The sequence below is a fragment of the Pseudazoarcus sp. NS20 genome (assembly GCF_059703745.1).
On record NZ_BAAKIY010000001.1, the window covers coordinates 328,889 to 349,977 of the forward strand.

Annotated in this window: 25 protein-coding genes; 9 read left to right on the forward strand and 16 right to left on the reverse strand. The window is 65.7% G+C overall.

The window, feature by feature from the left end; all coding sequences use genetic code 11:
* Positions 1–4: 4 nt before the first annotated feature.
* Genes ccmC through AC6H0W_RS01645 form a run of 8 tightly spaced genes read left to right on the forward strand, consistent with a single transcriptional unit; the run spans position 5 to position 6,098 of the window.
* Positions 5–778: a heme ABC transporter permease CcmC gene (gene ccmC / locus AC6H0W_RS01610; protein WP_497575361.1), complete on the forward strand. Its 774-nt coding sequence runs from the start codon at positions 5–7 to the stop codon at positions 776–778.
* Positions 775–990: a heme exporter protein CcmD gene (gene ccmD, locus AC6H0W_RS01615; RefSeq protein WP_497575362.1), complete on the forward strand. Its 216-nt coding sequence runs from the start codon at positions 775–777 to the stop codon at positions 988–990. Before ccmC ends, ccmD begins: the two co-directional genes overlap by 4 nt.
* Positions 987–1,439: a cytochrome c maturation protein CcmE gene (ccmE, locus tag AC6H0W_RS01620; protein WP_497575363.1), complete on the forward strand. Its 453-nt coding sequence runs from the start codon at positions 987–989 to the stop codon at positions 1,437–1,439. Before ccmD ends, ccmE begins: the two co-directional genes overlap by 4 nt.
* A complete protein-coding gene (locus AC6H0W_RS01625) occupies positions 1,436–3,418 on the forward strand; it encodes a heme lyase CcmF/NrfE family subunit (RefSeq protein ID WP_497575364.1) in 1,983 nt (660 codons plus the stop codon). The genes ccmE and AC6H0W_RS01625 overlap by 4 nt, the downstream gene beginning before the upstream one ends.
* Positions 3,418–3,951, forward strand: a complete 534-nt coding sequence (locus tag AC6H0W_RS01630; protein ID WP_497576178.1) for a DsbE family thiol:disulfide interchange protein — start codon at positions 3,418–3,420, stop codon at positions 3,949–3,951. Before AC6H0W_RS01625 ends, AC6H0W_RS01630 begins: the two co-directional genes overlap by 1 nt.
* 4 nt (positions 3,952–3,955) lie before the next feature.
* Complete coding sequence (locus AC6H0W_RS01635; RefSeq protein ID WP_497575365.1) at positions 3,956–4,453, forward strand: cytochrome c-type biogenesis protein; 498 nt, start codon at positions 3,956–3,958, stop codon at positions 4,451–4,453.
* A complete protein-coding gene (ccmI, locus tag AC6H0W_RS01640; protein ID WP_497575366.1) occupies positions 4,450–5,679 on the forward strand; it encodes a c-type cytochrome biogenesis protein CcmI in 1,230 nt (409 codons plus the stop codon). Before AC6H0W_RS01635 ends, ccmI begins: the two co-directional genes overlap by 4 nt.
* Before the next feature lie 29 nt (positions 5,680–5,708).
* Entirely contained in the window at positions 5,709–6,098 is a 390-nt protein-coding gene (locus tag AC6H0W_RS01645; RefSeq protein WP_497575367.1) for a hypothetical protein, read from the forward strand.
* Positions 6,099–6,101: 3 nt separating this feature from the next.
* Here the strand turns inward: AC6H0W_RS01645 and alr are convergent, their stop codons facing one another.
* Complete coding sequence (alr, locus tag AC6H0W_RS01650; protein ID WP_497575368.1) at positions 6,102–7,160, reverse strand: alanine racemase; 1,059 nt, start codon at positions 7,158–7,160, stop codon at positions 6,102–6,104.
* Between the two features lie 63 nt (positions 7,161–7,223).
* On the reverse strand, positions 7,224–8,033 hold the full coding sequence (locus AC6H0W_RS01655; RefSeq protein ID WP_497575369.1) for an alpha/beta fold hydrolase: 810 nt from the start codon (positions 8,031–8,033) through the stop codon (positions 7,224–7,226).
* 336 nt (positions 8,034–8,369) lie between these two features.
* Between AC6H0W_RS01655 and AC6H0W_RS01660 the strand changes: the two genes are divergently transcribed.
* Entirely contained in the window at positions 8,370–8,648 is a 279-nt protein-coding gene (locus AC6H0W_RS01660) for an HU family DNA-binding protein (RefSeq protein ID WP_497575370.1), read from the forward strand.
* A gap of 76 nt (positions 8,649–8,724) precedes the next feature.
* Here the strand turns inward: AC6H0W_RS01660 and nusB are convergent, their stop codons facing one another.
* The 14 genes from nusB to AC6H0W_RS01730 all read right to left on the reverse strand — a co-directional run bounded on the left by nusB (position 8,725) and on the right by AC6H0W_RS01730 (position 20,909).
* The gene (nusB, locus tag AC6H0W_RS01665) at positions 8,725–9,174 is read right to left on the reverse strand and encodes a transcription antitermination factor NusB (RefSeq protein ID WP_497575371.1); all 450 of its coding nucleotides are present in this window, start codon (positions 9,172–9,174) and stop codon (positions 8,725–8,727) included.
* Positions 9,171–9,641 carry a 6,7-dimethyl-8-ribityllumazine synthase gene (ribH, locus tag AC6H0W_RS01670; RefSeq protein ID WP_497575372.1) on the reverse strand — a complete coding sequence of 157 codons (471 nt, stop codon included), beginning with the start codon at positions 9,639–9,641 and terminating at the stop codon, positions 9,171–9,173. Before ribH ends, nusB begins: the two co-directional genes overlap by 4 nt.
* Positions 9,642–9,662: 21 nt before the next feature.
* Complete coding sequence (gene ribBA / locus AC6H0W_RS01675) at positions 9,663–10,751, reverse strand: bifunctional 3,4-dihydroxy-2-butanone-4-phosphate synthase/GTP cyclohydrolase II (RefSeq protein ID WP_497575373.1); 1,089 nt, start codon at positions 10,749–10,751, stop codon at positions 9,663–9,665.
* Positions 10,748–11,353 carry a riboflavin synthase gene (locus AC6H0W_RS01680; protein WP_497575374.1) on the reverse strand — a complete coding sequence of 202 codons (606 nt, stop codon included), beginning with the start codon at positions 11,351–11,353 and terminating at the stop codon, positions 10,748–10,750. Before AC6H0W_RS01680 ends, ribBA begins: the two co-directional genes overlap by 4 nt.
* 95 nt (positions 11,354–11,448) lie before the next feature.
* Positions 11,449–12,027, reverse strand: a complete 579-nt coding sequence (locus tag AC6H0W_RS01685) for a HupE/UreJ family protein (protein ID WP_497575375.1) — start codon at positions 12,025–12,027, stop codon at positions 11,449–11,451.
* Positions 12,028–12,149: 122 nt separating this feature from the next.
* Positions 12,150–12,779, reverse strand: coding sequence for an urease accessory protein UreG (ureG, locus tag AC6H0W_RS01690; RefSeq protein ID WP_497575376.1), 630 nt, complete (start codon positions 12,777–12,779; stop codon positions 12,150–12,152).
* A complete protein-coding gene (locus tag AC6H0W_RS01695) occupies positions 12,776–13,456 on the reverse strand; it encodes an urease accessory protein UreF (protein ID WP_497575377.1) in 681 nt (226 codons plus the stop codon). Before AC6H0W_RS01695 ends, ureG begins: the two co-directional genes overlap by 4 nt.
* Positions 13,457–14,491: 1,035 nt before the next feature.
* Positions 14,492–14,968, reverse strand: coding sequence for an urease accessory protein UreE (gene ureE, locus AC6H0W_RS01700; RefSeq protein WP_497575378.1), 477 nt, complete (start codon positions 14,966–14,968; stop codon positions 14,492–14,494).
* Positions 14,969–15,086: 118 nt separating this feature from the next.
* A complete protein-coding gene (gene ureC / locus AC6H0W_RS01705; protein WP_497575379.1) occupies positions 15,087–17,132 on the reverse strand; it encodes an urease subunit alpha in 2,046 nt (681 codons plus the stop codon).
* A 13-nt stretch (positions 17,133–17,145) separates the two neighbouring features.
* On the reverse strand, positions 17,146–17,448 hold the full coding sequence (gene ureA, locus AC6H0W_RS01710; protein WP_497575380.1) for an urease subunit gamma: 303 nt from the start codon (positions 17,446–17,448) through the stop codon (positions 17,146–17,148).
* Positions 17,449–17,475: 27 nt separating this feature from the next.
* Complete coding sequence (locus tag AC6H0W_RS01715) at positions 17,476–18,309, reverse strand: urease accessory protein UreD (RefSeq protein WP_497575381.1); 834 nt, start codon at positions 18,307–18,309, stop codon at positions 17,476–17,478.
* Between the two features lie 253 nt (positions 18,310–18,562).
* On the reverse strand, positions 18,563–18,826 hold the full coding sequence (locus AC6H0W_RS01720; RefSeq protein ID WP_497575382.1) for a hypothetical protein: 264 nt from the start codon (positions 18,824–18,826) through the stop codon (positions 18,563–18,565).
* Positions 18,827–18,987: 161 nt separating this feature from the next.
* Positions 18,988–19,842 (reverse strand): DUF4824 family protein, encoded by an 855-nt coding sequence (locus AC6H0W_RS01725; RefSeq protein ID WP_497575383.1) that lies wholly within the window; start codon positions 19,840–19,842, stop codon positions 18,988–18,990.
* Positions 19,839–20,909 (reverse strand): DUF2157 domain-containing protein, encoded by a 1,071-nt coding sequence (locus AC6H0W_RS01730; RefSeq protein WP_497575384.1) that lies wholly within the window; start codon positions 20,907–20,909, stop codon positions 19,839–19,841. The genes AC6H0W_RS01725 and AC6H0W_RS01730 overlap by 4 nt, the downstream gene beginning before the upstream one ends.
* Positions 20,910–21,089 lie beyond the last annotated feature (180 nt).

A 21,089-nucleotide genomic window follows, 5' to 3' on the forward strand; every position in this document is an offset into this window, starting at 1 on the left:
CGGAATGAGTAACCTCGACAACAAGGATCTGCGCGGCAAAAGCCTGATGCGCTTCGCCTCGCCGCAAGTGTTCTACCCGGTGGCCGGCACGGTGGCGCCGTGGTTCGCCGGCATCGCGGCTGTGCTGACAGTAGTCGGCCTGTATGTGGGCTTTTTCGTCGCCCCCACGGACGCGACGCAAGGCGACGTTTATCGGGTGATCTTCATCCATGTTCCCGCTGCATGGATGTCGATGATGGTGTATCTGCTGATGGCCTTCTGGTCAGCAGTCGGACTGGTCATGAACACACGACTGTCGTTCATGATGGCGCGCGCACTGGCGCCCACCGGCGCGCTGTTCTGTTTTCTCGCGCTGTGGACCGGCGCCCTGTGGGGCAAGCCCACCTGGGGCACCTACTGGGTATGGGATGCGCGCCTCACCTCGCAGTTGCTGCTGCTGTTCCTGTACCTCGGCTACATGGCACTGACCGAAGCCATCGAGGATTCACGCCGGGCGGATCGTGCCGGCGCCATCATCGCGCTGGTCGGCGCGGTGAACGTGCCGATCATCTATTTCTCGGTGCAGTGGTGGAACACCCTGCACCAGGGCGCGTCGGTGAGCCTGACGCGCGCGCCCTCGATGGCCACCACCATGCTCACCGGCATGCTGATCATGGCCTTCGCGGCGTGGGCCTACACCATCGCCGCCGCCCTGTGGCGCGTGCGCCCGATCATCCTCGAGCGCGAGCGCCACACCGACTGGGTCGGGGCCGAACTCGAAACGCAGGGGGGCAAATGATGCAATGGGCGTCATGGAGCGCGTTCTGGGACATGGGCGGCGCGGCCGTTTTCGTGTGGGGCAGCTACGGTGTAACCGCATTTTTCATCGCGCTGGAACTGTTTCTGCTGTTCCGCCGTCGTAGCGACACCGCGCGCCGGCTGCTCAAGCTGCGCCGCGCGGCACCGCCGGGCCGAGTGATGCCCGGCGCGAACGAGGAGACTGTTCAATGAAACCCCGCAGCAAGCGCCTGCTACTGCTCGGCGGCGCCGTATCCCTTCTGGTCGGGGCGGTTGCGCTCGTCCTGACCGCCTTTCAGGAAAACATGGTGTTCTTCCACACACCGAGCGATGTCGCCGCAGGCAAAGCGCCCCATGGGCGCACGTTCCGCGTCGGAGGCATGGTCGAAGAGGGCTCCATCCTGCGCCAGGCGGATGGACTGACCGTGAGCTTCGCCATCACCGACATGGCGCAGACCATTCCCGTGACCTACCGGGGCACGCTGCCCGACCTGTTCCAGGAAGGCAAAGGCGCCGTGGTCCAGGGGTCGATCGGAGAAGACGGCTTGTTCCGCGCCTCCGAGGTGCTCGCCAAACACGACGAAAACTACATGCCAGTCGAGGCGCAATACGCGCTTGACGCGGCTCAGATCAAGAAGGCCGCGGAGAGCGTCGAGCAATGATTGCCGAACTGGGGCACTTCGCCCTGATCCTCGCACTGGTGCTGTCGCTGGTGCAGGCTACGGTGCCGATGATCGGCGCCCACCGCAACCGCATCGCACTGATGGGCGTGGCCCGCCCGGCCGCACACGGGCAATTCATCTTTCTGGTCATTGCTTACCTCTGTCTGACCTGGGCCTTCATCCAGAGTGATTTCTCGGTTCGGCTCGCGGCCGGCAACTCCCACACCGACACGCCGCTGATCTACAAGATCACCGGCGTATGGGGCAACCACGAAGGCTCGCTGCTGCTGTGGGCCCTGTCACTGTCGGGCTGGACGATGGCCGTCACGCTGTTCAGCCGCCATCTTCCCGAAGCCTTCATGGCGCGCGTGGTCGGCGTTCTGGGCTGGATCAGTGCCGGCTTCGTTTCCTTCACGCTGTTCACCTCCAACCCCTTCGAGCGCCTGCTGCCGGCCGCCGCAGAGGGCCGTGACCTGAATCCGCTGCTGCAGGATCCGGGCATGATCATTCACCCGCCGCTGCTCTACATGGGCTATGTGGGTCTGTCGGTGGCGTTCGCCTTTGCCATTGCGGCGCTGCTCACCGGCCGGCTCGACGTGGCCTGGGCGCGCTGGTCACGCCCGTGGACCACCATCGCCTGGGTGTTCCTCACCGCCGGCATCGCACTCGGCTCAGGCTGGGCGTATTACGAACTCGGCTGGGGCGGCTGGTGGTTCTGGGACCCGGTCGAAAACGCTTCATTCATGCCGTGGCTGCTCGCCACCGCACTGATCCACTCGCTGGCCGTGACCGAAAAGCGCGGCGCCTTCCGCAGCTGGACCGTGTTGCTCGCCATCAGCGCCTTCTCGCTGTCGCTGCTGGGCACCTTCCTCGTGCGCTCGGGCGTAATCACCTCGGTGCATGCCTTTGCCACCGACCCCGCACGCGGCCTGTACATCCTCGGCCTGCTGGTGTTCGTCATCGGCGTGTCGCTGGTGCTCTTTGCATGGCGTGCGCCCAAGCTCTCGGGCGGCGGGAGTTTCGAGCTGGTGTCACGCGAATCCGCACTGCTGGGCAATAACGTGCTGCTGGCCGTGGCGTGCAGCGCGGTGCTGCTGGGCACGCTGTATCCGCTGTTCCTCGACGCGCTCAACATGGGCAAGATTTCGGTCGGCCCGCCGTACTTCGAAATGACCTTCGTGCCGCTTATGACGCCCGTCGTAATCCTCATGATGATCGGCCCATTCGTGCGCTGGAAGGGCGACGACGAAGGTCGCATCGGTCGCATCCTGTGGCTGAGCGCGCTGGCCAGCGTGGTGATCGGCGGCGCACTGGCACTATTCATCGATCACGTCACCTGGCGCACCGTGCTGGGCCTGTCACTCGCCGCCTGGGTGGTGCTCACCAGCATCCAGCTGCTCAAGCGCCGCTTGGGCGAACGCCCCGGCACACCGCTAAGCCACCGCCTGCGTGGCATTCCGGCGGCGTGGTGGGGCATGTGGACGGCGCACCTGGGCATCGGCGTGTTCATCATCGGCGTGACCATGGTGGGCAGCCTCGACCAGGATCTCGACGTCAAGATGCGCGAAGGCCAGACGGCTCAACTCGCCGGCTACACCTTCACTTTCAAGGGTGCCTTCGAGCATGACGGCCCCAACTACGACGCCGACCGCGCCATCATCGAAGTCACCCGCGGTGACCGCATGATCGCCACGCTGACCCCCGAAAAACGCCTGTACCGCGCGCAAGGCATGCCGATGACCGAAGCCTCGATCGACGTCGGCCCGCTCCGCGACGTGTATGTGTCGCTCGGCGATCAGGTCGAATCCGGCGCGTGGATCGTCAGCCTGCACTACCGGCCGTTCATCAGCTGGATCTGGCTGGGCTGCATCCTGATGATCCTGGGCGGGCTGTTTGCCGCCATGGACCGGCGTTATCGCAAACTCGCCGAGCGCGACGCCGCAGACCCCTCGTCGGTGGCAGCACAGGCAGGCGCATGATGAAGACGAAATTCCTTGTTCCGCTGGGCCTCTTTCTGCTGCTTGCCGGCTTTCTCGCCTACGGGCTGACGCTCAATCCGAGCGAAATCCCCTCGCCGCTGGTCGGCAAGCCCGCCCCCGAATTCACCGCGCCCAAGCTCGACACCCCCGAGCAGAACTTCAACCTGACTGACATGCGCGGCCAGGTGTTTCTGCTCAATGTATGGGCGTCGTGGTGCGTATCCTGCCGTCAGGAGCATCCGCTGCTGGTGCAGCTTGCCCGTCAAGGTATCGTGCCGGTCGTCGGCCTGAACTACAAGGACGAACGCAAGGCCGCCATCGACTGGCTGCGCGACGGTGGCAATCCCTACGCCATCAACGTCGTCGATGCTGACGGACGCATCGGCATCGAGTACGGCGTGTATGGCACGCCGGAAACCTTCCTCATCGACAAGCAGGGCGTGATTCGCTACAAGCACATCGGCCCGCTGCACCCTGGCGTGCTGCGCGACGTGCTGCTGCCGAAAATCGCGGAGCTCTCCCGTGCCGGCTGACCGCATGCGCAAACTGCTCGCCGCCGCAGCCCTCGTCCTCTCGGGCAGCCTCTTCGCGGCCGGTGAAGCCACGATGGTGGCCGACGACCCAGTGCTCGAGGCGCGCGTCATCAACCTGTCGCGCACGCTGCGTTGCCTCGTGTGCCAGAACGAGACCATTGCCGCATCACGCGCGCCGCTGGCCATCGACCTGCGCAACCAGGTGCGCGAGCAGCTCGCTTCGGGCAAGAGCGAAGATGAAGTCGTCGACTTTCTGGTAAGCCGCTACGGCGACTTCGTGCTGTACACGCCTCCCTTCCGCGCCAGCACCCTCCTGCTGTGGCTCGGTCCCGGTACGCTGGGCATCGTCGGTATTGCCTGGCTGGCTTTCCGGCTGCGCCGCCGCGCGGCCAACGCCAGCGCACCCGAGTTAACCGAAGCCGAGCGCGCCCAGGCGCGCAAGCTGCTCGGCGACGAGCCCCAAGAATCCGCCCCTGAATCGCCCCCGGAGTCCCGTACGTGATCGAGTTCACCCTTCTGTCCGCCCTGCTCGTGGCCGGCGCCTTGCTGCTGCTCGTGCCGCCCCTGCTGGGTCGCGGCGCGCGCAGCCGTGCGCACCATGCCCGACGCGCCCAGGCCGAAGTCGCGCTCGGCGTACTGCGCGAGCAACTGGCTGACTTGAAGGCCGAACACGCCACCGGACGCATCGATGACGCCAGCTTCGAGCGCACACGCAGCGAAATCGAACAGCGCGCCCTGGAAGAAGGCCAGGTGGTCGAAGACGGCACCGATCAGCGCCCGTCCAAAGCCTGGGCGCTGGGGCTGGTGTTGGCCGTGCCGTTGATCGCCATGGGCATCTACGGTGCCATCGGCGAGCCGGCCGCACTCGACCCCGCCACCCATGTCGCACAACAGCCCGATCCGCAAGATGTCACGCCCGAGCAGTTCGCTTTGCTGGTTGCCCAGTTGGCCGAACGGCTCGACAACGACCCCTCCGACGCCACCGGCTGGGTCATGCTCGCCCGCTCGTACATGATGCTCGGCGACATGGACACAGCCGCCCAGACCTGGGCACGACTGCGTGATCGCGCACCGGATACGCCTGAAGTGCTGACGGAATGGGCCGATCTGCTGGTGGCAGCGCAGCAAGGTGACTTCGAGGGCGAGCCCCTGCGCCTGATCGAACGCTCACTGGAGCTCGAGCCCACCCATTTCAAGGCGCTCGCGCTGGCAGGCGCTGCCGCTTTCGAGCGCAGCGATTACCCCACTGCCTCAGCGTACTGGGAGCGCATTCTCGACGAAGTACCGAAAGACGATCCGGCTTACACCTCAGTGGTGAACAGCATCAACGAAGCGCGTAGCCGTGCGGGCATGGAGTTGCTCGAAGCCCCCGCAGCACCCGAGGCCGCCAGCCCGCTCACTGTCCAGGGCACGGTCAAGCTGGCAGAAGGCGTTGTGGATGGCGAAATGCCCGCAAAAGCGACCGTTTTCATCTTCGCTCGCGCGCCCGAGGGCGGCATGCCGTTCGCGGCCATCCGGCTGCCCGCATCGTCGTTGCCTGCAACTTTCGACTTCAGCGACGCTCAACGCATGAGTGACGCCCCCCTGCCCGAAGAAGTCGTGATCGCAGCGCGCATCTCGATGAAAGGCGACGCCGCGCCGCAACCCGGCGACATCGAAAGCCTGACGCTGCGTGTCCCGCCCGGCGCAGCCGGAGTAGAGTTGCTCATTGACCGCGTCCGCGAATGAAACGCGGGGTAGCCCAAAGGAGACCACTCATGAAACGCTTTTCGCTCACCGCTCTCGCCGCCCTCTCGTTGGGCCTTGGCCTGTCTGCCAACGCGCAGGAGCCGGCCGTGGTATTGACCTGTGGCGGCGTCGGCCTGGAAGAGTCCGTCCCGATGCGCCAGGCGCAAAGCACCCACGCACTGGTCATCGTCTTCTCCACCGATCAAGGTGGCTATGTTTCGGGGGTACGCACCCGCATCGAGCCCAAGGGCTCGCAGGCTGTAGCCCAGCACGAGCAGTGCGGCCCGATAGCGCAAGTGGATGTAGCCAAGGCCGGTGAGTACCGTGTACAGGCAGAGCTCGACGGGGTCACCCGTGAGCAGACCGTGCGGCTGTCGCCGCGCGGCGGTGCCAACATGGTGCTGCGCTGGCCTGAGTAAGCCTCAGCCGGCGTACTCGAAGCGCACGCGCTTCACGTTGCACAGCACTTCGTAGGCAATGGTGCCGGCCCCTTCGGCCACCCGATTGACCGGCACCTGCGCGCCCCACAGCTCGACCTGACTGCCCGGTCCGGCGTGGGGAATGCCACTGAGATCGACCGTCAGCATGTCCATCGATACGCGCCCGACCAGGCGCGTCATCACCCCGTCGACCGCCACGGGCGTGCCATCCGGCGCGCTACGCGGGTAACCGTCGGCATAGCCCATCGCCACCAGTCCCACACGCATTGGCCCCTCCGCGCGGAAACGCGCGCCGTAGCCGAGCGCTGCGCCGGCAGGCAATTCGCGCACGGACAGGATGCCGCTTTCCAGCGTCATCACCGCACGCAAATCGTTCGGGGCGCCCGGCATCGGGTCGGCGCCGTACAGCAGAATGCCGGCACGCCCCCAATCCGCATGAGCCGTCGGCCATGCGAGGATGCCCGCCGAATTGGACACGCTTCGCGGCCCCGGCAAGCCGGCTATCGCGTCCTCGAAACAGCTCACCTGCGCCGAGGTCGTCATCACATCGGGCTCGTCGGCACGTGCCAGGTGCGTCATGAATGTGATGTTGCCCACCTTGCCGCTCGCCTTCAGGCGCTGCCACACCGCGGTCACCTCGCCCGGCTCGAAACCGGCACGGTTCATCCCGCTGTTGATCTTCAGCCACGCGTCGACGGGCTTGGGCAAGTCCACTTCGTCGAACATGTCGAGTTGCCCGGCGTGATGCACCACCGGCCACAGATCGAAAGCCGCCGCGCACAGCAGTTCGTCAGCCGAGAACACCCCTTCGAGCAGCACGATGGGCTGCGTGATGCCGGCATCACGCAGCACCATCGCCTCATCGAGAAAAGCCACTGCAAAGCTGTCGGCGTCGGCCAATGCGCGGGCGCACTGCACGGCACCGTGGCCATAGGCGTTGGCCTTGATCACAGCAAGGGTGTGCGCGCCATGACGGCCGCGAGCCAAACGGTAGTTGTGACGCAAGGCGTCAAGGTCGATGAGGGCACGTGCGGGACGCATCTGGGGGGCTCCGGTTGCTGGCGCTACTGTGCCACAGGCGCCGCGTTGGCGGCTGGCGCGCGCTTAGCCTTCCGCAAGAAAGGCGATCATCGCCTCGTAGGCCTGCGGCCCCCCGCCCAACAGCGTGTGGTGAGCGCCCGGCACCACCACAAAGCGTGCATCACGAATGCCCTCGGCAAGATTGCGTGCGAGCTCCGCCGGCGCCTGGCCGTCGTGCTCGCCGGCAATCACCAAGGTGGGGGCTTCGATGCGGTCGAGCCGGTCGAAACAATCGTGCTGCGCACGTGCCGCCAGCTGACGCCGCTTGCCCGCTTCCAGCGCCGCGTCGTCGGCGCGCCGTGCGGCCAGAATCATGCGCTCGCGGATCAAGCGCGCGGCCTCCTTCGGGTTGGCCACCTGCCATTCGGGGGTGAAGCGCGTATCCATCACTTCCAGCCCGCGCCGTGCCCGGGTTTCGGCATCGAGGTCGAGGAATTCGTGAATCGGATACGACGAGCCACCTGCCCCGCCGGAGGTCGTCCCGGCCAGCACCAGCTTGCGCACCTTGGCTGGATGACGAATCGCCAGTTCCTGCGCCACCATGCCGCCAAACGAGAAACCCACCACGTGCGCCGACTCGATCCCGAGCGCATCAAGAATGCCCGCAGCGTCCGCGGCGTAATCGGCCATGCTGTATTCGCACGCAGGCTTGTCCGTCTGGCCCATGCCGCGCTGGTCGAACAGGATCACTTCGAAACGCTTTGCCAGGGGCCCGTCGAGCGGGTTCGGACGGTCGCGCAGATCCCAACCGGTACCTCCCAGAAACAGCACTGGTTCGCCACTGCCGCGACGCTCCAACGCGAAGTCGAGACCGTTTGATCGAATAGTCAACATTACCTACCCCGAGGATTCAATTCGTCAGGCCGGCATGGTAGCAAGCCTGCCCCGTCCCGGCGCCCTCCGGGTTGTCGCAAACGGGCTGCAAACCCGCGCTGTTACGAAAAAAGAGCTTGTATGATGTGACCGCCTTGTGCAGACTGTCCCTGCCTGAATTTCAGTCGCGCGAGATAGCTCCGCGCTGGGTTCGCAGGGAGGCGCGCGGGGCGCTGGTGCTCAATCGGTAACGGCTGTCTCACGGCCACTCCGAACCTCACCGGGGGCTCACCGCGCATTGCCGGAATCCCGGCGGGATAACGGTTTTAAATACTTAAACTCTGATCGAGGAAAAGCATGAATAAAGGTGAATTTGTCGAAGCTCTGGCTGACCGTCTGGAAGTTTCCCGCGCTCAGGCCGATCGTACCCTGTCCGCCGTGCTGGATCTGATCACCGAGAGCGTGGCGAAGGGCGAGAAAGTGGCCTTCACGGGCTTCGGTTCCTTCGAAGTGTCCTCGCGTGCTGCACGCACCGGCCGCAACCCGCAGACCGGCGCCACCATCAAGATCGCTGCCTCCAAAGTGCCGAAGTTCTCGGCCGGCGCTTCGCTGAAGTCCGCCGTCAACGGCAAGTAATTTCGCCGTACCGATCAGCAAAAAGGCCCTGCCATCCGGCAGGGCCTTTTTGTTGTGCTCCAGTCTCGAAGGCGTGTCAGCCTTCGCGTGCCTTGCGCGCGGCCTCCACTTCCACGGAACGGATCTGCGCCGCCAGACGGTCGAGCACGCCGTTCACGAAGCGGTGACCATCGGTGCCGCCGTATTCCTTGGCCATTTCGATGGCTTCGTTGATGACCACGCGGTAAGGCGTTTCGATGTCGTTCTTCAGCTCGTAGGTGGCGATCAGCAGAATCGCGTGTTCGACCGGCGACAGCTCTTCGACACCGCGGTGAATGAAGGGGGCGAAGGCCTCGCGCAGCTCGGCCACGTCGTCCACCGTGCCTCGCAGCACGCGGCGGAAGAACGTGAAATCCGCCTTGTCGAAACCACTCACACTCGACACGTGATCTTCGATCATGGGGACCGAGTTGCCGGACAGCAGCCACTGATACACCCCTTGCAGCGCGAATTCGCGCGCGCGCCGACGCGCTGCCTTGCCGCTCATTTCAGCCCCTTGAGCAAGCGCACCATCTCGATGGCGGCACGGGCGCAGTCTTCGCCCTTATCGCGCATGCGCGCCAGCGCCTGATCGTCGTCTTCGGTGGTGAGCACGCCGTTGGCAATCGGCATGCCGGTGTCGAGGCCGACACGGTTGATGCCGGCAGCCATTTCATTCGACACGATCTCGAAGTGGTAGGTCTCGCCGCGAATCACCGCGCCCAACGCCACCAGCGCATCGAAGCGGCCGCTCTTGGCCATGGTCTGCAGCACCAGCGGAATTTCGAGCGCGCCCGGCACGGTGACGATCTGCATGTGCTCCGACTTGACGCCAAGCTTGATCAGCTCGGCACTGCAGGCAGACAGCAGGCCTTCGCACACGTCCTGGTTGAAGCGGCTCATGACGATGCCGACGCGCAGACCTTGGCCGTCGAGGTTGATTGCGGTTTCGGGGATGTTGTGGAAGCGGGACATGGTCTTTCCGTATGAGGCGGCTCAGTCGTGATCGACGAAACCGGTAATTTCGAGGCCGAAACCGGCCATGCTCGGGATTTTCTGCGGGTTGGCCATCAGGCGCATGCGCCCCACGCCCAGATCACGCAGAATCTGCGCGCCCACGCCGAACAGGCGCGGATCCCAGCGCACCGCCGGGCGTTGCTCGCCCTGCAGGCCGGCCAGCAGATCGCGACCGGTCTGGGCGCGGTACAGCATCACCACCACACCGGCCGGCTCGGCGGCGATGCGGCGCAGGGCGTCGTTGATCGGGAAGCTGTGCTGACCGCTCTGCGGGTCGAGAAAGTCCACCACCGAGATCGGCTCGTGCACACGCACCAGCGTGTCACGATCGGCGCGGATTTCGCCGTGCGTCAGCGCAAAATGCACATCGCCCGAGGTGCGGTCTTCGAATGCCGACAAACGGAACGTGCCCTGCGGCGTGACCACTTCCTTCTCGGTCACGCGGGTGACCAGCGATTCGTTGGCGGCGCGGTATTCGATCAGATCACGGATGGTGCCGATCTTCAGGCCATGTTCCTGCGCGAACGGAATGAGGTCCGGCAGGCGCGCCATGGTGCCGTCGTCTTTGAGGATCTCGCAGATCACCGCGGCGGGCTCCAGCCCGGCGAGCTGGGCCAGATCGCAGCCGGCTTCGGTGTGGCCGGCGCGGATCAGCACGCCGCCCGGCTGCGCGCGCAGCGGGAAGATGTGGCCCGGCTGCACGATGTCGTCGGGGCGTGCGGCGCGCGCCACGGCGGCCTGCACGGTGCGGGCGCGGTCGTGCGCCGAAATGCCGGTGGTCACACCGGTGGCGGCTTCGATCGAGGCGGTGAAGGCCGTGCCGTGCGGCGTGCGGTTGTTGCGCACCATCTGCTCCAGCCCGAGCTGGCGGCAGCGCTCATCGGTCAGCGTCAGGCACACCAGACCACGGCAGTGCTTGACCATGAAGTTCATGGTCTCGGGCGTGATGAACTCGGCCGCGATGACCACGTCACCTTCGTTCTCGCGGTCTTCCTCGTCAACGAGGATGACCATGCGCCCCTGGCGGATGTCTTCGATGATTTCGGTGATGGGGGCGAGTTCGCTCATGCCGAGGTCTCCATGCGCCAGGCCTGCATGCGCTCGACGTAGCGTGCGATCAGGTCGATTTCCAGATTCACTTGGCTGCCTGCCTTGAGGTGTTTGAGGTTGGTCACCGCCACGGTGTGCGGGATCAGGTTGATCGAAAAGTCGGCGCCATCCACGCGGTTCACCGTCAGGCTCACACCATTCACGGTCACCGAACCCTTGCGCGCAATGTAGCCGGCAATCGCCTGCGGCGCGCGGATCACCAGCTCGTGGCTCTCGCCAACAGGCTCGAAGCGCAGCACCTCGCCCACGCCATCGACGTGGCCGGTCACCAGATGGCCGCCCAGCCGGTCGGCCAGACGCAGCGCCTTTTCCAGATTGACCTCGTTGCCCACGGCATCCAGCCCGACGGTGCAGTTGAGCGTCTCGCGCGACACGTCGAAACTCATGCGGCTGCCGTCAAAAGCCACCACGGTGAGGCATACACCGCTGTTGGCGATGCTGTCGCCGATGATGACGTCAGACAGGTCAAGCTCGGGGGCATCGACCACCAGACGCACGCCATCTGCGAGCGGGGTGAGTTCGACGATACGGCCTTGGGCGGCCACGATTCCGGAAAACATGGGATGGGTTCGATCAGGACGAAGGCGCGATTGTAAGCGAAAACAGGGCGTTGGCCGAGTGCCAACGCCCTGTTTTGCCGATCAGAAGCGGTGAATCAGGCCGCCATGAAGAACGCCCCGGCCACTGCAATCAGGCCGCCCAGCGCACGGCGCACCACGCCCGGCTTGCCGTCTTCCGGCATGTTGCGCGCCAGCGCGTAGCCTGCGGCGTGCAGCGCAGCGGTGGCCACCGCAAAGCCGATCGCGAAGGTCAGCAGCGAGCCATGGCCCATCTCGGCGAAGTGAGCATAGCCGTGGAACAGCGCAAAGGCTGCCACCAGACCCCCGGCGACGGCCAGCGGCAGGCGCACCACGAAGGCGACCAGCAGGCCCAGCACCAGCACCGAGAGCGCAATGCCGCCTTCCACCGCCGGCAGCCCGACGCCCAGCGCGCCCAGACCGGCTCCGACCAGCATCGTCACCACGAACACCAGCGGCAGCACCCAGCGCGCCGTGCCCTTCTCGCGCGCGGCCAGCAGGCCGACCGCCAGCATGGCAAGCAGGTGATCCAGGCCCGTCACGGGGTGGGCGATACCGGAAAAGAAGCTGGCCGATTCGTGACCGCCGTGGCCAGGGTGAGCAAGCGCAGCGCCGGCGAACAGCGCCAGCGGAAGTGCGGAAAGGAGTCGTTTCATGGTCGGGTTCCTCGTCGGTTGATACGGTTTTTTCTTCGTAGGTCGCGTTGAGCCGAAGGCGAAATGCGACAGCAGGGGTTGTTTCGGGCGCTGGCGTCGCAATTCGCTACGCTCATCGCGACCTACACATGTCCAGGCGCCACCAGCAGGCCCTGGCGCTCGATGAAGTCGATGATCTCGGCCAGCCCCTGCCCGGTTTTCTGGTTGGAGAAGATGAAGGGGCGCTCGCCGCGCATCTTTTTCGCGTCGCGGTCCATCACCTCCAGCGAGGCGCCCACCAGCGGCGCGAGGTCGATCTTGTTGATCACCAGCAGATCGCTCTTGGTGATGCCGGGCCCGCCCTTGCGCGGGATTTTGTCGCCGGCCGACACGTCGATGACGTAGATCGTCAGGTCCGAGAGCTCGGGCGAAAAGGTCGCCGCCAGGTTGTCGCCGCCCGACTCGACGAAGATGATCTCCAGCCCCGGAAAACGGCGGTTGAGACGATCCACCGCTTCGAGGTTGATCGACGCATCTTCGCGAATCGCCGTGTGCGGGCAGCCGCCGGTCTCGACGCCGATGATGCGGTCGGCCGCCAGCGCCTCGTTGCGCACCAGAAACTGGGCATCTTCCGCGGTGTAGATGTCGTTGGTGACGACAGCAATGTTGTACTTGTCGCGCAACGCGCAGCACAGCGCCAGCGTGAGCGCGGTCTTGCCGGAGCCGACCGGGCCGCCGATGCCGACGCGCAGTGCCTGGGTAGGTGTAGTCATGATCTGAACAGCCTCGTGTATTGCGTTTCATGCCGGCTGCTTGCAATGGCAAGGCCGGGGTTGAAGTTGCTCCATGCGCATTCGGGCAGCGCAATCGCCGCCTCCGCCAGAGCGGGAATCCGTTCGCCCAGCCCGCTCAGCAGGCGCTGCCCGGCGCTTTGGCCCAGCGGCACGGCTTTCACCGCCGCCATCACCTGATTCTCCAGCCATGCCCACAGATACGCGGCGATGGCCTGATCCACCGGCACCTGCCACGCCGCCGCAGCAGCCGTCCAGGCCGTCGGGAAGGCCGGCTCATCCACCGCCAGCAGCCGCTCACGCCAGCCCGGCAACGCCGCGAAGGCGTCGAGATCGCCCAGCAGGCGCACCAGCGAATAGCCCATCTGCACGGTCTCGGCGCGCAGTTCCATGGTTTCACGGCTGGCGTTGAAATCGGCATTGAGCTCGGCCACACGGGCCTCGTCGCCGTCCGCCCAGGCCTGCATCAGCGCGGCCGCCAGCGGCGCCTCGAAGCGCGCCAGATTATGCGTCAGCGCGTCACCGATCCACGTTGCGGCACCTGCTTCGTTGTTCACCGTGCCGCACTCGACGGCCCACTCCAGACCTTGCGAGTAGGTGTAGGCGCCGACCGGCAGGGTCGGGCTGGTGAGTTGCAAAAGGCGGATGAGGGGGAGCATCAGCGGCGCTCCTTGTGCTCGTGTCGCTCGCACGACGCTTGATGGCTCGCAACGTGCCTCGACCGGCCGGGATTTCGCCCCGGCAGGCGACCTACTTTCTTGTCGTGCAACAAGAAAGTAGGCAAAGAAATGCACCCTCCTCGCCGCCCCTTCGGGGTTCCTTCGCTACGAGCACTCTCGGCGGCCGGCCTTGCAAACTCGCTACGCTCAAACAGCAAGGCCGGACACCCCCGCCGTGAGCGCCCTTCGCTCAGCGGCTCAGAAGGGGGGAGGCCCTCCAGAATGGCAGTGCCATTCCTGTAGGGCGGATTAGCGCAGCGTAATCCGCCGGATGGTCGGCCAACACAGCGCAATGCACTGCGCGTGTCCCTCCCTACGGTTGGGCTGGCACCCTCGTCCCCTCTGGCTCGCCGAGTGGAGGGTGGTTTCGCCGGGGCAGTCCGGTCCTGCTGTTTGAGCGCAGCGAGTTCAGGACCGGCCGGTGAAACCACCCGGAGCGAGGGCACCGCCGAAGGCAGCGAGACAGCGGGGCACGTTTCTTTGCTTCCTTTCTTGGCGTGCACCAAGAAAGGAAGTCGCCCGCCGGGGCGAGTCCCGGCCGGTCGAGGCATGACAAATCGACTCGCGTTGAGAACGCCCATACGGCGCAATGCGCTGCGCTTATTGCGCCCTACGGTTGGGCGCGCGTGCCATCCGGAAAGGCTGCGAGATTGCCGCGTCGCTGCGCTCCTCGCAATGACGGTGTTTGCGGTGCCGGTGCCGGAAGCGTTAGTGTTGGGGACGTTAGCGGCACAACGAGCCACATCCGCACGCCCACTTTTACCCGTCATTGCGAGCGAAGCGCGGCAATCCAGTGAGTTGGCCACTTGCACATGCGGCAAGATCAATGGATTGCTGCCCCCCTCGCGACAACGATGCTCACCGATTTGCATCGGCAAAGCCGAGTCACCCCCACGCAGCGGCCACGCGCGACCACCCGACCGGCAAACACCGGCCAGGCGAAGCGTCGGAAGGCGGTCACGCACAAACATCAACTCAGGCACTCATCATGTGAATGCGCGCCCCGCTGCCGTCACCGGGGTGCTGGTGGCCGTGGGCGTAGGCGCCGGCCTCGGGTTCGAAGGGGGCGGAAACGGCACGCACGTCGGCGCCAAGGCCCACCAGCATGCCTTCGAGCACGTGGTCGGCCTGGATGCGCAGCCAACCGTCGCCGATCTCCACGGCCACGTGGCGGTTGCCCAGATGGTAGGCCGCGCGGGCCAGGGCGAAGGCGCCGTCGCAGCGCGCTTCGAGCAGGTCTTCGGGGGCCGAGACGACTTCGACGATGCGGCCGTCTTTGGCCTTGAGCTTCTGACCGCCGCGCAGCACGGTGCCGCGCTCGAGGAACAGGCCAACCTCTTCGCCGCTGGCAAGCTTGGCGCGCAGGCGGCTCTTGGTGCGGTAGCCGAAGTCGAGTTCGAGCTTTTCGGTGGCGGGCTCGGAGCCGTCGTAGAGCGATTCGAGTAACAACATCAAAACACCTTCAAAAGTCGGTCATTGCGAGGAGCACAGCGACGAAGCAATCTCGCCTTTGCGTCAGTGAAGAGATTGCTTCGCTACGCTCGCAGTGACGGGTCTGCATCTTCGGGCCTCAGAACAGGTAGTAACGCTGCGCCAACGGCAGCACCTCGGCCGGCTCGCAGGTGAGCAGTTCGCCGTCAGCGCGCACCACATAGGTTTCCGGGTCCACGTCGATCTGCGGCGTGGCGCCGTTGTGCACCATGTCGCTCTTCTGCACCTTGCGGCAGCCGCCGGCGGCAATCAAGGGCTTCTGCAGGCCCAGCGCAGCAACGGCCGGGTTGTTCAGCGCGGCCTGCGAGACGAAGGTGACCGAGGTCTTCAGCGCCTTGCCGTAGCTGCCGAACATCGGGCGGTAGTGCACCGGCTGCGGCGTGGGAATCGACGCGTTCGGGTCGCCCATGGCCGCCGCAGCGATCATGCCGCCTTTGAGGATCATGCTCGGCTTGGTGCCGAAGAAGGCCGGGCGCCACAGCACCAGATCGGCCAGCTTGCCGACCTCGATGGAGCCGACGGTGTGGGCGATGCCGTGCGTGATGGCGGGGTTGATGGTGTATTTGGCGATATAGCGCTTGATGCGGAAGTTGTCGGCGCCGGGGCGCTCGCCATCCTCGGCCAGCGCGCCGCGCTGCAGCTTCATCTTGTGCGCGGTCTGCCAGGTGCGCGTGACGACTTCGCCAACGCGACCCATGGCCTGCGAGTCGGACGACATCATCGAGAACACGCCGGTGTCGTGCAGGATGTCTTCGGCGGCAATCGTCTCGCGACGGATGCGGCTCTCGGCAAAGGCCACGTCCTCGGCAATGGCGGGGTCAAGGTGGTGGCACACCATGAGCATGTCGAGGTGCTCGTCGATGGTGTTCACCGTGTAGGGCCGTGTCGGGTTGGTGGAAGACGGCAGCACGTTGGGCAGGCTCACCGCCTTGATGATGTCCGGCGCGTGGCCCCCGCCGGCACCTTCGGTGTGGAAGGTGTGGATGGTGCGGCCCTTGAAGGCGTCGATGGTGGCTTCGACGAAACCCGATTCGTTCAGCGTGTCGGTGTGGATGGCCACCTGGATGTCCATCTCGTCGGCCACCGTCAGGCAGTTATCGATGGCCGCCGGCGTGGTGCCCCAGTCTTCGTGCAGCTTGAGGCCGATCACGCCGGCCTCGACCTGCTCGCGCAACGGCTCGGGCAGGCTGGCGTTGCCCTTGCCAAAGAAGCCGAGGTTCATCGGAAAGGCCTCGGCCGCTTCGAGCATGCGGTGGATGTACCACGGGCCCGAGGTGCAGGTGGTGGCCAGCGTGCCGGTGGCCGGCCCGGTGCCGCCGCCCAGCATGGTGGTGACGCCACTCATCAGCGCCTCTTCGATCTGCTGCGGGCAGATCCAGTGGATGTGGCTGTCGATGCCGCCGGCGGTGAGGATCATGCCCTCACCCGCGATCACTTCGGTGCCGGCACCCACGGGAATGGTCACGCCGGGCTGAATGTCCGGGTTGCCGGCCTTGCCGATGGCCGAGATGCGGCCGTCTTTCAGACCGACGTCGGCCTTCACGATGCCAACCACGGCATCCACGATGAGCGCGTTGGTGATGACGGTGTCGGCCACTTCGCTCGCCACGCGCTGGCTCTGGCCCATGCCGTCGCGAATGACCTTGCCGCCGCCGAACTTCACTTCGTCACCGTAGATGGTGAAATCCTTCTCCACCTCGATCCACAACTCGGTGTCGCCCAGGCGTAGGCGGTCGCCGGTGGTGGGGCCGAACATCTCGGCGTAGGCGCGGCGCGAAATGCGGGCGTTGGAGGTTTTCGCGGGCGACGGGTTTGCCGCACCCAGCGGCCCCATCACGTCGCCGGCAAAGCCATACACCTTGCGATCTCCCGCCAGCGCCACCAGCTCCACCGTGCGCGACTGGCCCGGCTCGAAGCGCACCGCCGTGCCGGCCGCGATGTTCAGGCGGAAGCCCTTCGCGGCCGCGCGGTCGAACTCCAGCGCTTTGTTGGTTTCGGCAAAGTGGTAGTGCGAGCCCACCTGCACCGGGCGGTCGCCGGTGTTGGTGACTTTCAGCGTGATCGTCTCGCGGCCGGCGTTGAGCTCGATGTCGCCGTCCAGCGTTTTCATTTCACCGGGGATCATCTCTGCCGCCCTCTTAAATTATGGGGTTATGCACGGTGACGAGCTTCGTCCCGTCCGGGAAGGTGGCTTCCACCTGAATCTCTGGAATCATCTCGGCCACGCCGTCCATGACCTGATCGCGCGACAGGATGGTGGTGCCGAAGTGCATCAGATCGGCCACCGTGCGGCCGTCGCGTGCGCCCTCGAAGATGGCGCAGGTGATCAGCGCCACTGCCTCGGGGTAGTTCAGCTTCACGCCACGCGCCAAACGCCGCTCGGCCACCAGGCCGGCGGTGAAGATCAGCAGCTTGTCCTTCTCGCGGGGGGTCAGTTCCATTCGATCCTCCAGGGGCAGCGCCCCGGTTCAGGTGTTCCAGATACGCGGCGTGGCCGCCGGCTGGCCGGTCAGCACCGGCCGCACAGCCGCCCACAGGCGCGCAAACCATTCACGCCCCGGCTCGCAGGCCGGGCCCATCCAGCGCGCCACCAGCACGCCGGGCAACAAGGTCACCGCGCCGTCGCCCACCGCGGGAGCAATCTCGCGGCAGGCATCGCGCAGCGCTTCATCCACCTCGGGGCCGATCAGCCACAGCGTGCCGCTCACCGGCTGGCCGCCCAGCCCCACCGGCGAATCGAGCAGCGCGCCGCCGCCTTGCACATGGCCGCGCTCCAGCCACACCGGGCGGCCGTCCATGACGATGCGCGTGTGCGTGCCGAAGTGGCCCTGCGTGAAGCGCTCGCCCGAGCCGGTGCGGCCGAAGCACGTCATTTCGGCGCCGATGAAACGCGTGCCGGTTTCAAGTTCGATGCGCGTGCTCAGACTGCCTTCGGCGCCGTCGAACACGATGGATTCCTGCGGCAGCCATTCACAGATGCCGCCGGCAGCGACCTGCACGGTCTGCGCCATGGCAGCCGCCCGCCCGCCGCTGCGATACCACTTGCCCGCGCCCGGCGTGGTCAGCAACGCATGCGCGTCGGGGCCGACCTCGACAGCGATGTCCAGCGAATCACCTCCGACGATGCCGGCCGGCGGGTGCAGCATGATGGCGTGGCAAACGCCGTCGCCTTCCGGGTACAGCGGCTTCTGGATGCGCAGCGGGCCGTAGTGGCGGTTGCGCACCAGCACGGTGCGGCCACCCCGGCGTTCAAACGCCAGGGCGAGCGTGGCCCGCCACCCGGCCGCACCCGGATGGGTCACGGCGCCGGCGGAGAGGAGCTCGCAGGGGGGTGAAACCGCATTCATGCGCGAATACTAGCCAGAGGCGTGCCAGAACGGCACGTGGATGATTCAAGCATATGAAATCAAATGAATTTAAAAACGCACTCATTGCACCGGAAAACCATTCGAGGCGCGACTCTGCGCCTCAGTCGGCTCTCACGCCCCGAATCGGGGCAAAGCTATTCCATACGGGAGCATGCGCACCATTTCCGGGCGCAAACGCCCCGAAGTCTCAACGCTCGGCCAGACAATCCGCGCAGAACACCACGGTCACGTCCAGCGCGAGTCGATCGGGCTCCAGCGCGACGCCGCATTCGCAGCAGGTGCCGAACCGGCCGGTATTGATGCGATCGCGGGTAGCCAGCAGGCGACGACGGCGCAGTTGCATGCGCTCCAAGTTTGACGGATCGGGCTTTGCAGTGTCGGCAATCGACGCATCGAGTGCGGCAATTTCACCGTCGATGCGTGCATGAAAGAGTTGGGGCTGTTGTGTCATGGCGCTGCTCCCGCGGATGAACCGCATCGATAAAGCGTGGTTGGGCACTCCCTTCGTGCAGCCCCCCGACGCGCAGCCTGCCCGGGCAACCCCGGCGTCGGGGCCAACTGTTGTAACACGTTCGCCCGCCCCACTCCCGCCGTGGCCAAAATACTTCTCGCTCACTTGGCGGGCGCCGCGCCCTTCACGGCGCGCAACCACGGCTCCAGCCGCTTGCCGAAGGCCATCTCGGCCGCAAACGCTGGCACCTTGTCCGGCGTGGTGGGATACACATAGCCCGCCGACTCGAACACCTCACGGTAGGCAAACGGCACATGCACAAGGCCTACATGCATGCGGCGGATGAAGCCGTGCGGCCCCTTTACGTCACGCACGTAGCCCATGGGCGCAATATCGGCGCGCACGATGGCGTAGCGGTTGCGGTCCGGGTAGCTCGCGCGCAGCTCGGCCTGCTTGAGGCCCGCATCCACGGCAAACAGGCGGCTGCGCTGGTCTTCGGTCTTGAGGTATTCCCGCGCCCGCGCTGCGCGCTGGGCGAATTCCTTGTTGTCGGGGTCGAGTGCCGGCAGGCCGATTTCGCGCTCGGCCTGTGCCTCCAGGCGTGCGCGGTGCGCCTGGTAAGCCGGGCCGTCGAATTCCAGCACCAGAAACACTTCGCGGCTGTCATCGCGCGATGCACGCGCGGCGCCCGGCTCGGGTGGCGGGGCAAAGCCCAGCGCCTGCATCTTGGCCCGATCAAGCCAAGCTGGCGTGGTGCCACCGTCGGCCCAGCGCCAGGCATCGTAGGCCCACTCGGGGTCTTCGTACCCCACGGCGCGCCACTCCAGCGCCAGCGCGAGGCCGCTGTTTTCGTCACCGGGGCGGCTATCCACGCGCAGCTCGCGCTGGCTCAGTGCCAGCACGCTATCAGGCTCGCCCGAGCGGTTCCACCACACGCCGCCCAGCGCCACGGCGTTGGTCAGCACGACCAGGCCCAGCCCGGCCAGCAAGGTGATTCTGCGAGAAGGCAGCTTCATTGCGCCCCCTCCGCGCTCTGCGCGCCGCGCAGGCGTTTCACCACCAGCAGCGCCAGCACAGACAACAAACCCAGCACCAGGAAAAACAGGTATTTGGGCATTACATCCCACCACCAGTCGAAAAGCTTGGTGTACAGAAAGATCACGAAGAACACGATGCCGCTGTTCACCACCTCGGGCCAGTGCATGCGCAGCCCCAGCCAGATGGCACCGGCGCTGAGCGCGAAGCCGGCAATCTGATACACCGCCTCCACCGTGCCGGGCGACCACGGCAAGTAACTGCTGGCGCCCCAGTTGGACAGCACCAGCACCGGCAACATCAGCGACAACATACCCATCAGGCGATACGTGGGCGGGAAGGTTTCGCGCCCGTGGTGGCTTACCCACTGCGGCAAGGCCAGCAGCGCAAAGGCCAGCGGAATGAAGTTTTCCGGGCGGTAGCCGAAGTGAATCCAATACACCCCGCTCCAGGTGCCCACGCGTGCTGCCACATAGGCCACGATGCACAGCAGGCCAGCCGCCAGCATCAGGCGCAGGTCGCAACAGTAGGCCAGCAACAGCGCCAGTGCCGCCCACGGCAGTAACGCCTTGTCGCTGGGCGTGATGTTGAAGATCTGCCCCAGCATCACGGTGTTGAGCACAAAGCAGGCAAAGGCGGCGAGTGCCGCCAGCTTGGTGAAGTAGCCGCTGCGGTCACGCGCATCCACCCACAGCGTCAGCGCAAAACTGCCCAGCGACGCCGTAACGAGTATCGCCACCTGCGCCACCTCGGGCAGCAAACCCCAGAAGCGGTAGAACAAGAAGAACACGCTGGCCGCAAACGCCAGCGCGCCCAGCAGCGACGCCACGCGCATGCCCCACGACAACTGCTGCGAGCGCATGTCGGCATCCACGTCGAAGTCCGCCACGTAGCCCGCCAGCAGCGCATCGTGGTGCGCCCGCAGCGCCGCCTGCTGCTCGGCCGGCAAAACCAGCACGCCCTCGGCCTGCAAACGATTCAGCTCCGTACGAAACGCCCGGATGTCGTTGGTGCGGCCCTGTGCGGCAACGCGATTCGATTCATTCATCCAGCGTAAAGGCATGCCGGCCATGCCACGGGAAGCAACAGCTGGCGATCATGAGCTTCATTGACGATGGGTTCAAGCTCGCGACCATGGCGTACCGACTCACGGGCACCACCCCCGCCAACCGGCCTCAGATCACCCATCTCCATCGCCCCATCAAAGGCCACCCAGCCCCCCAAAATC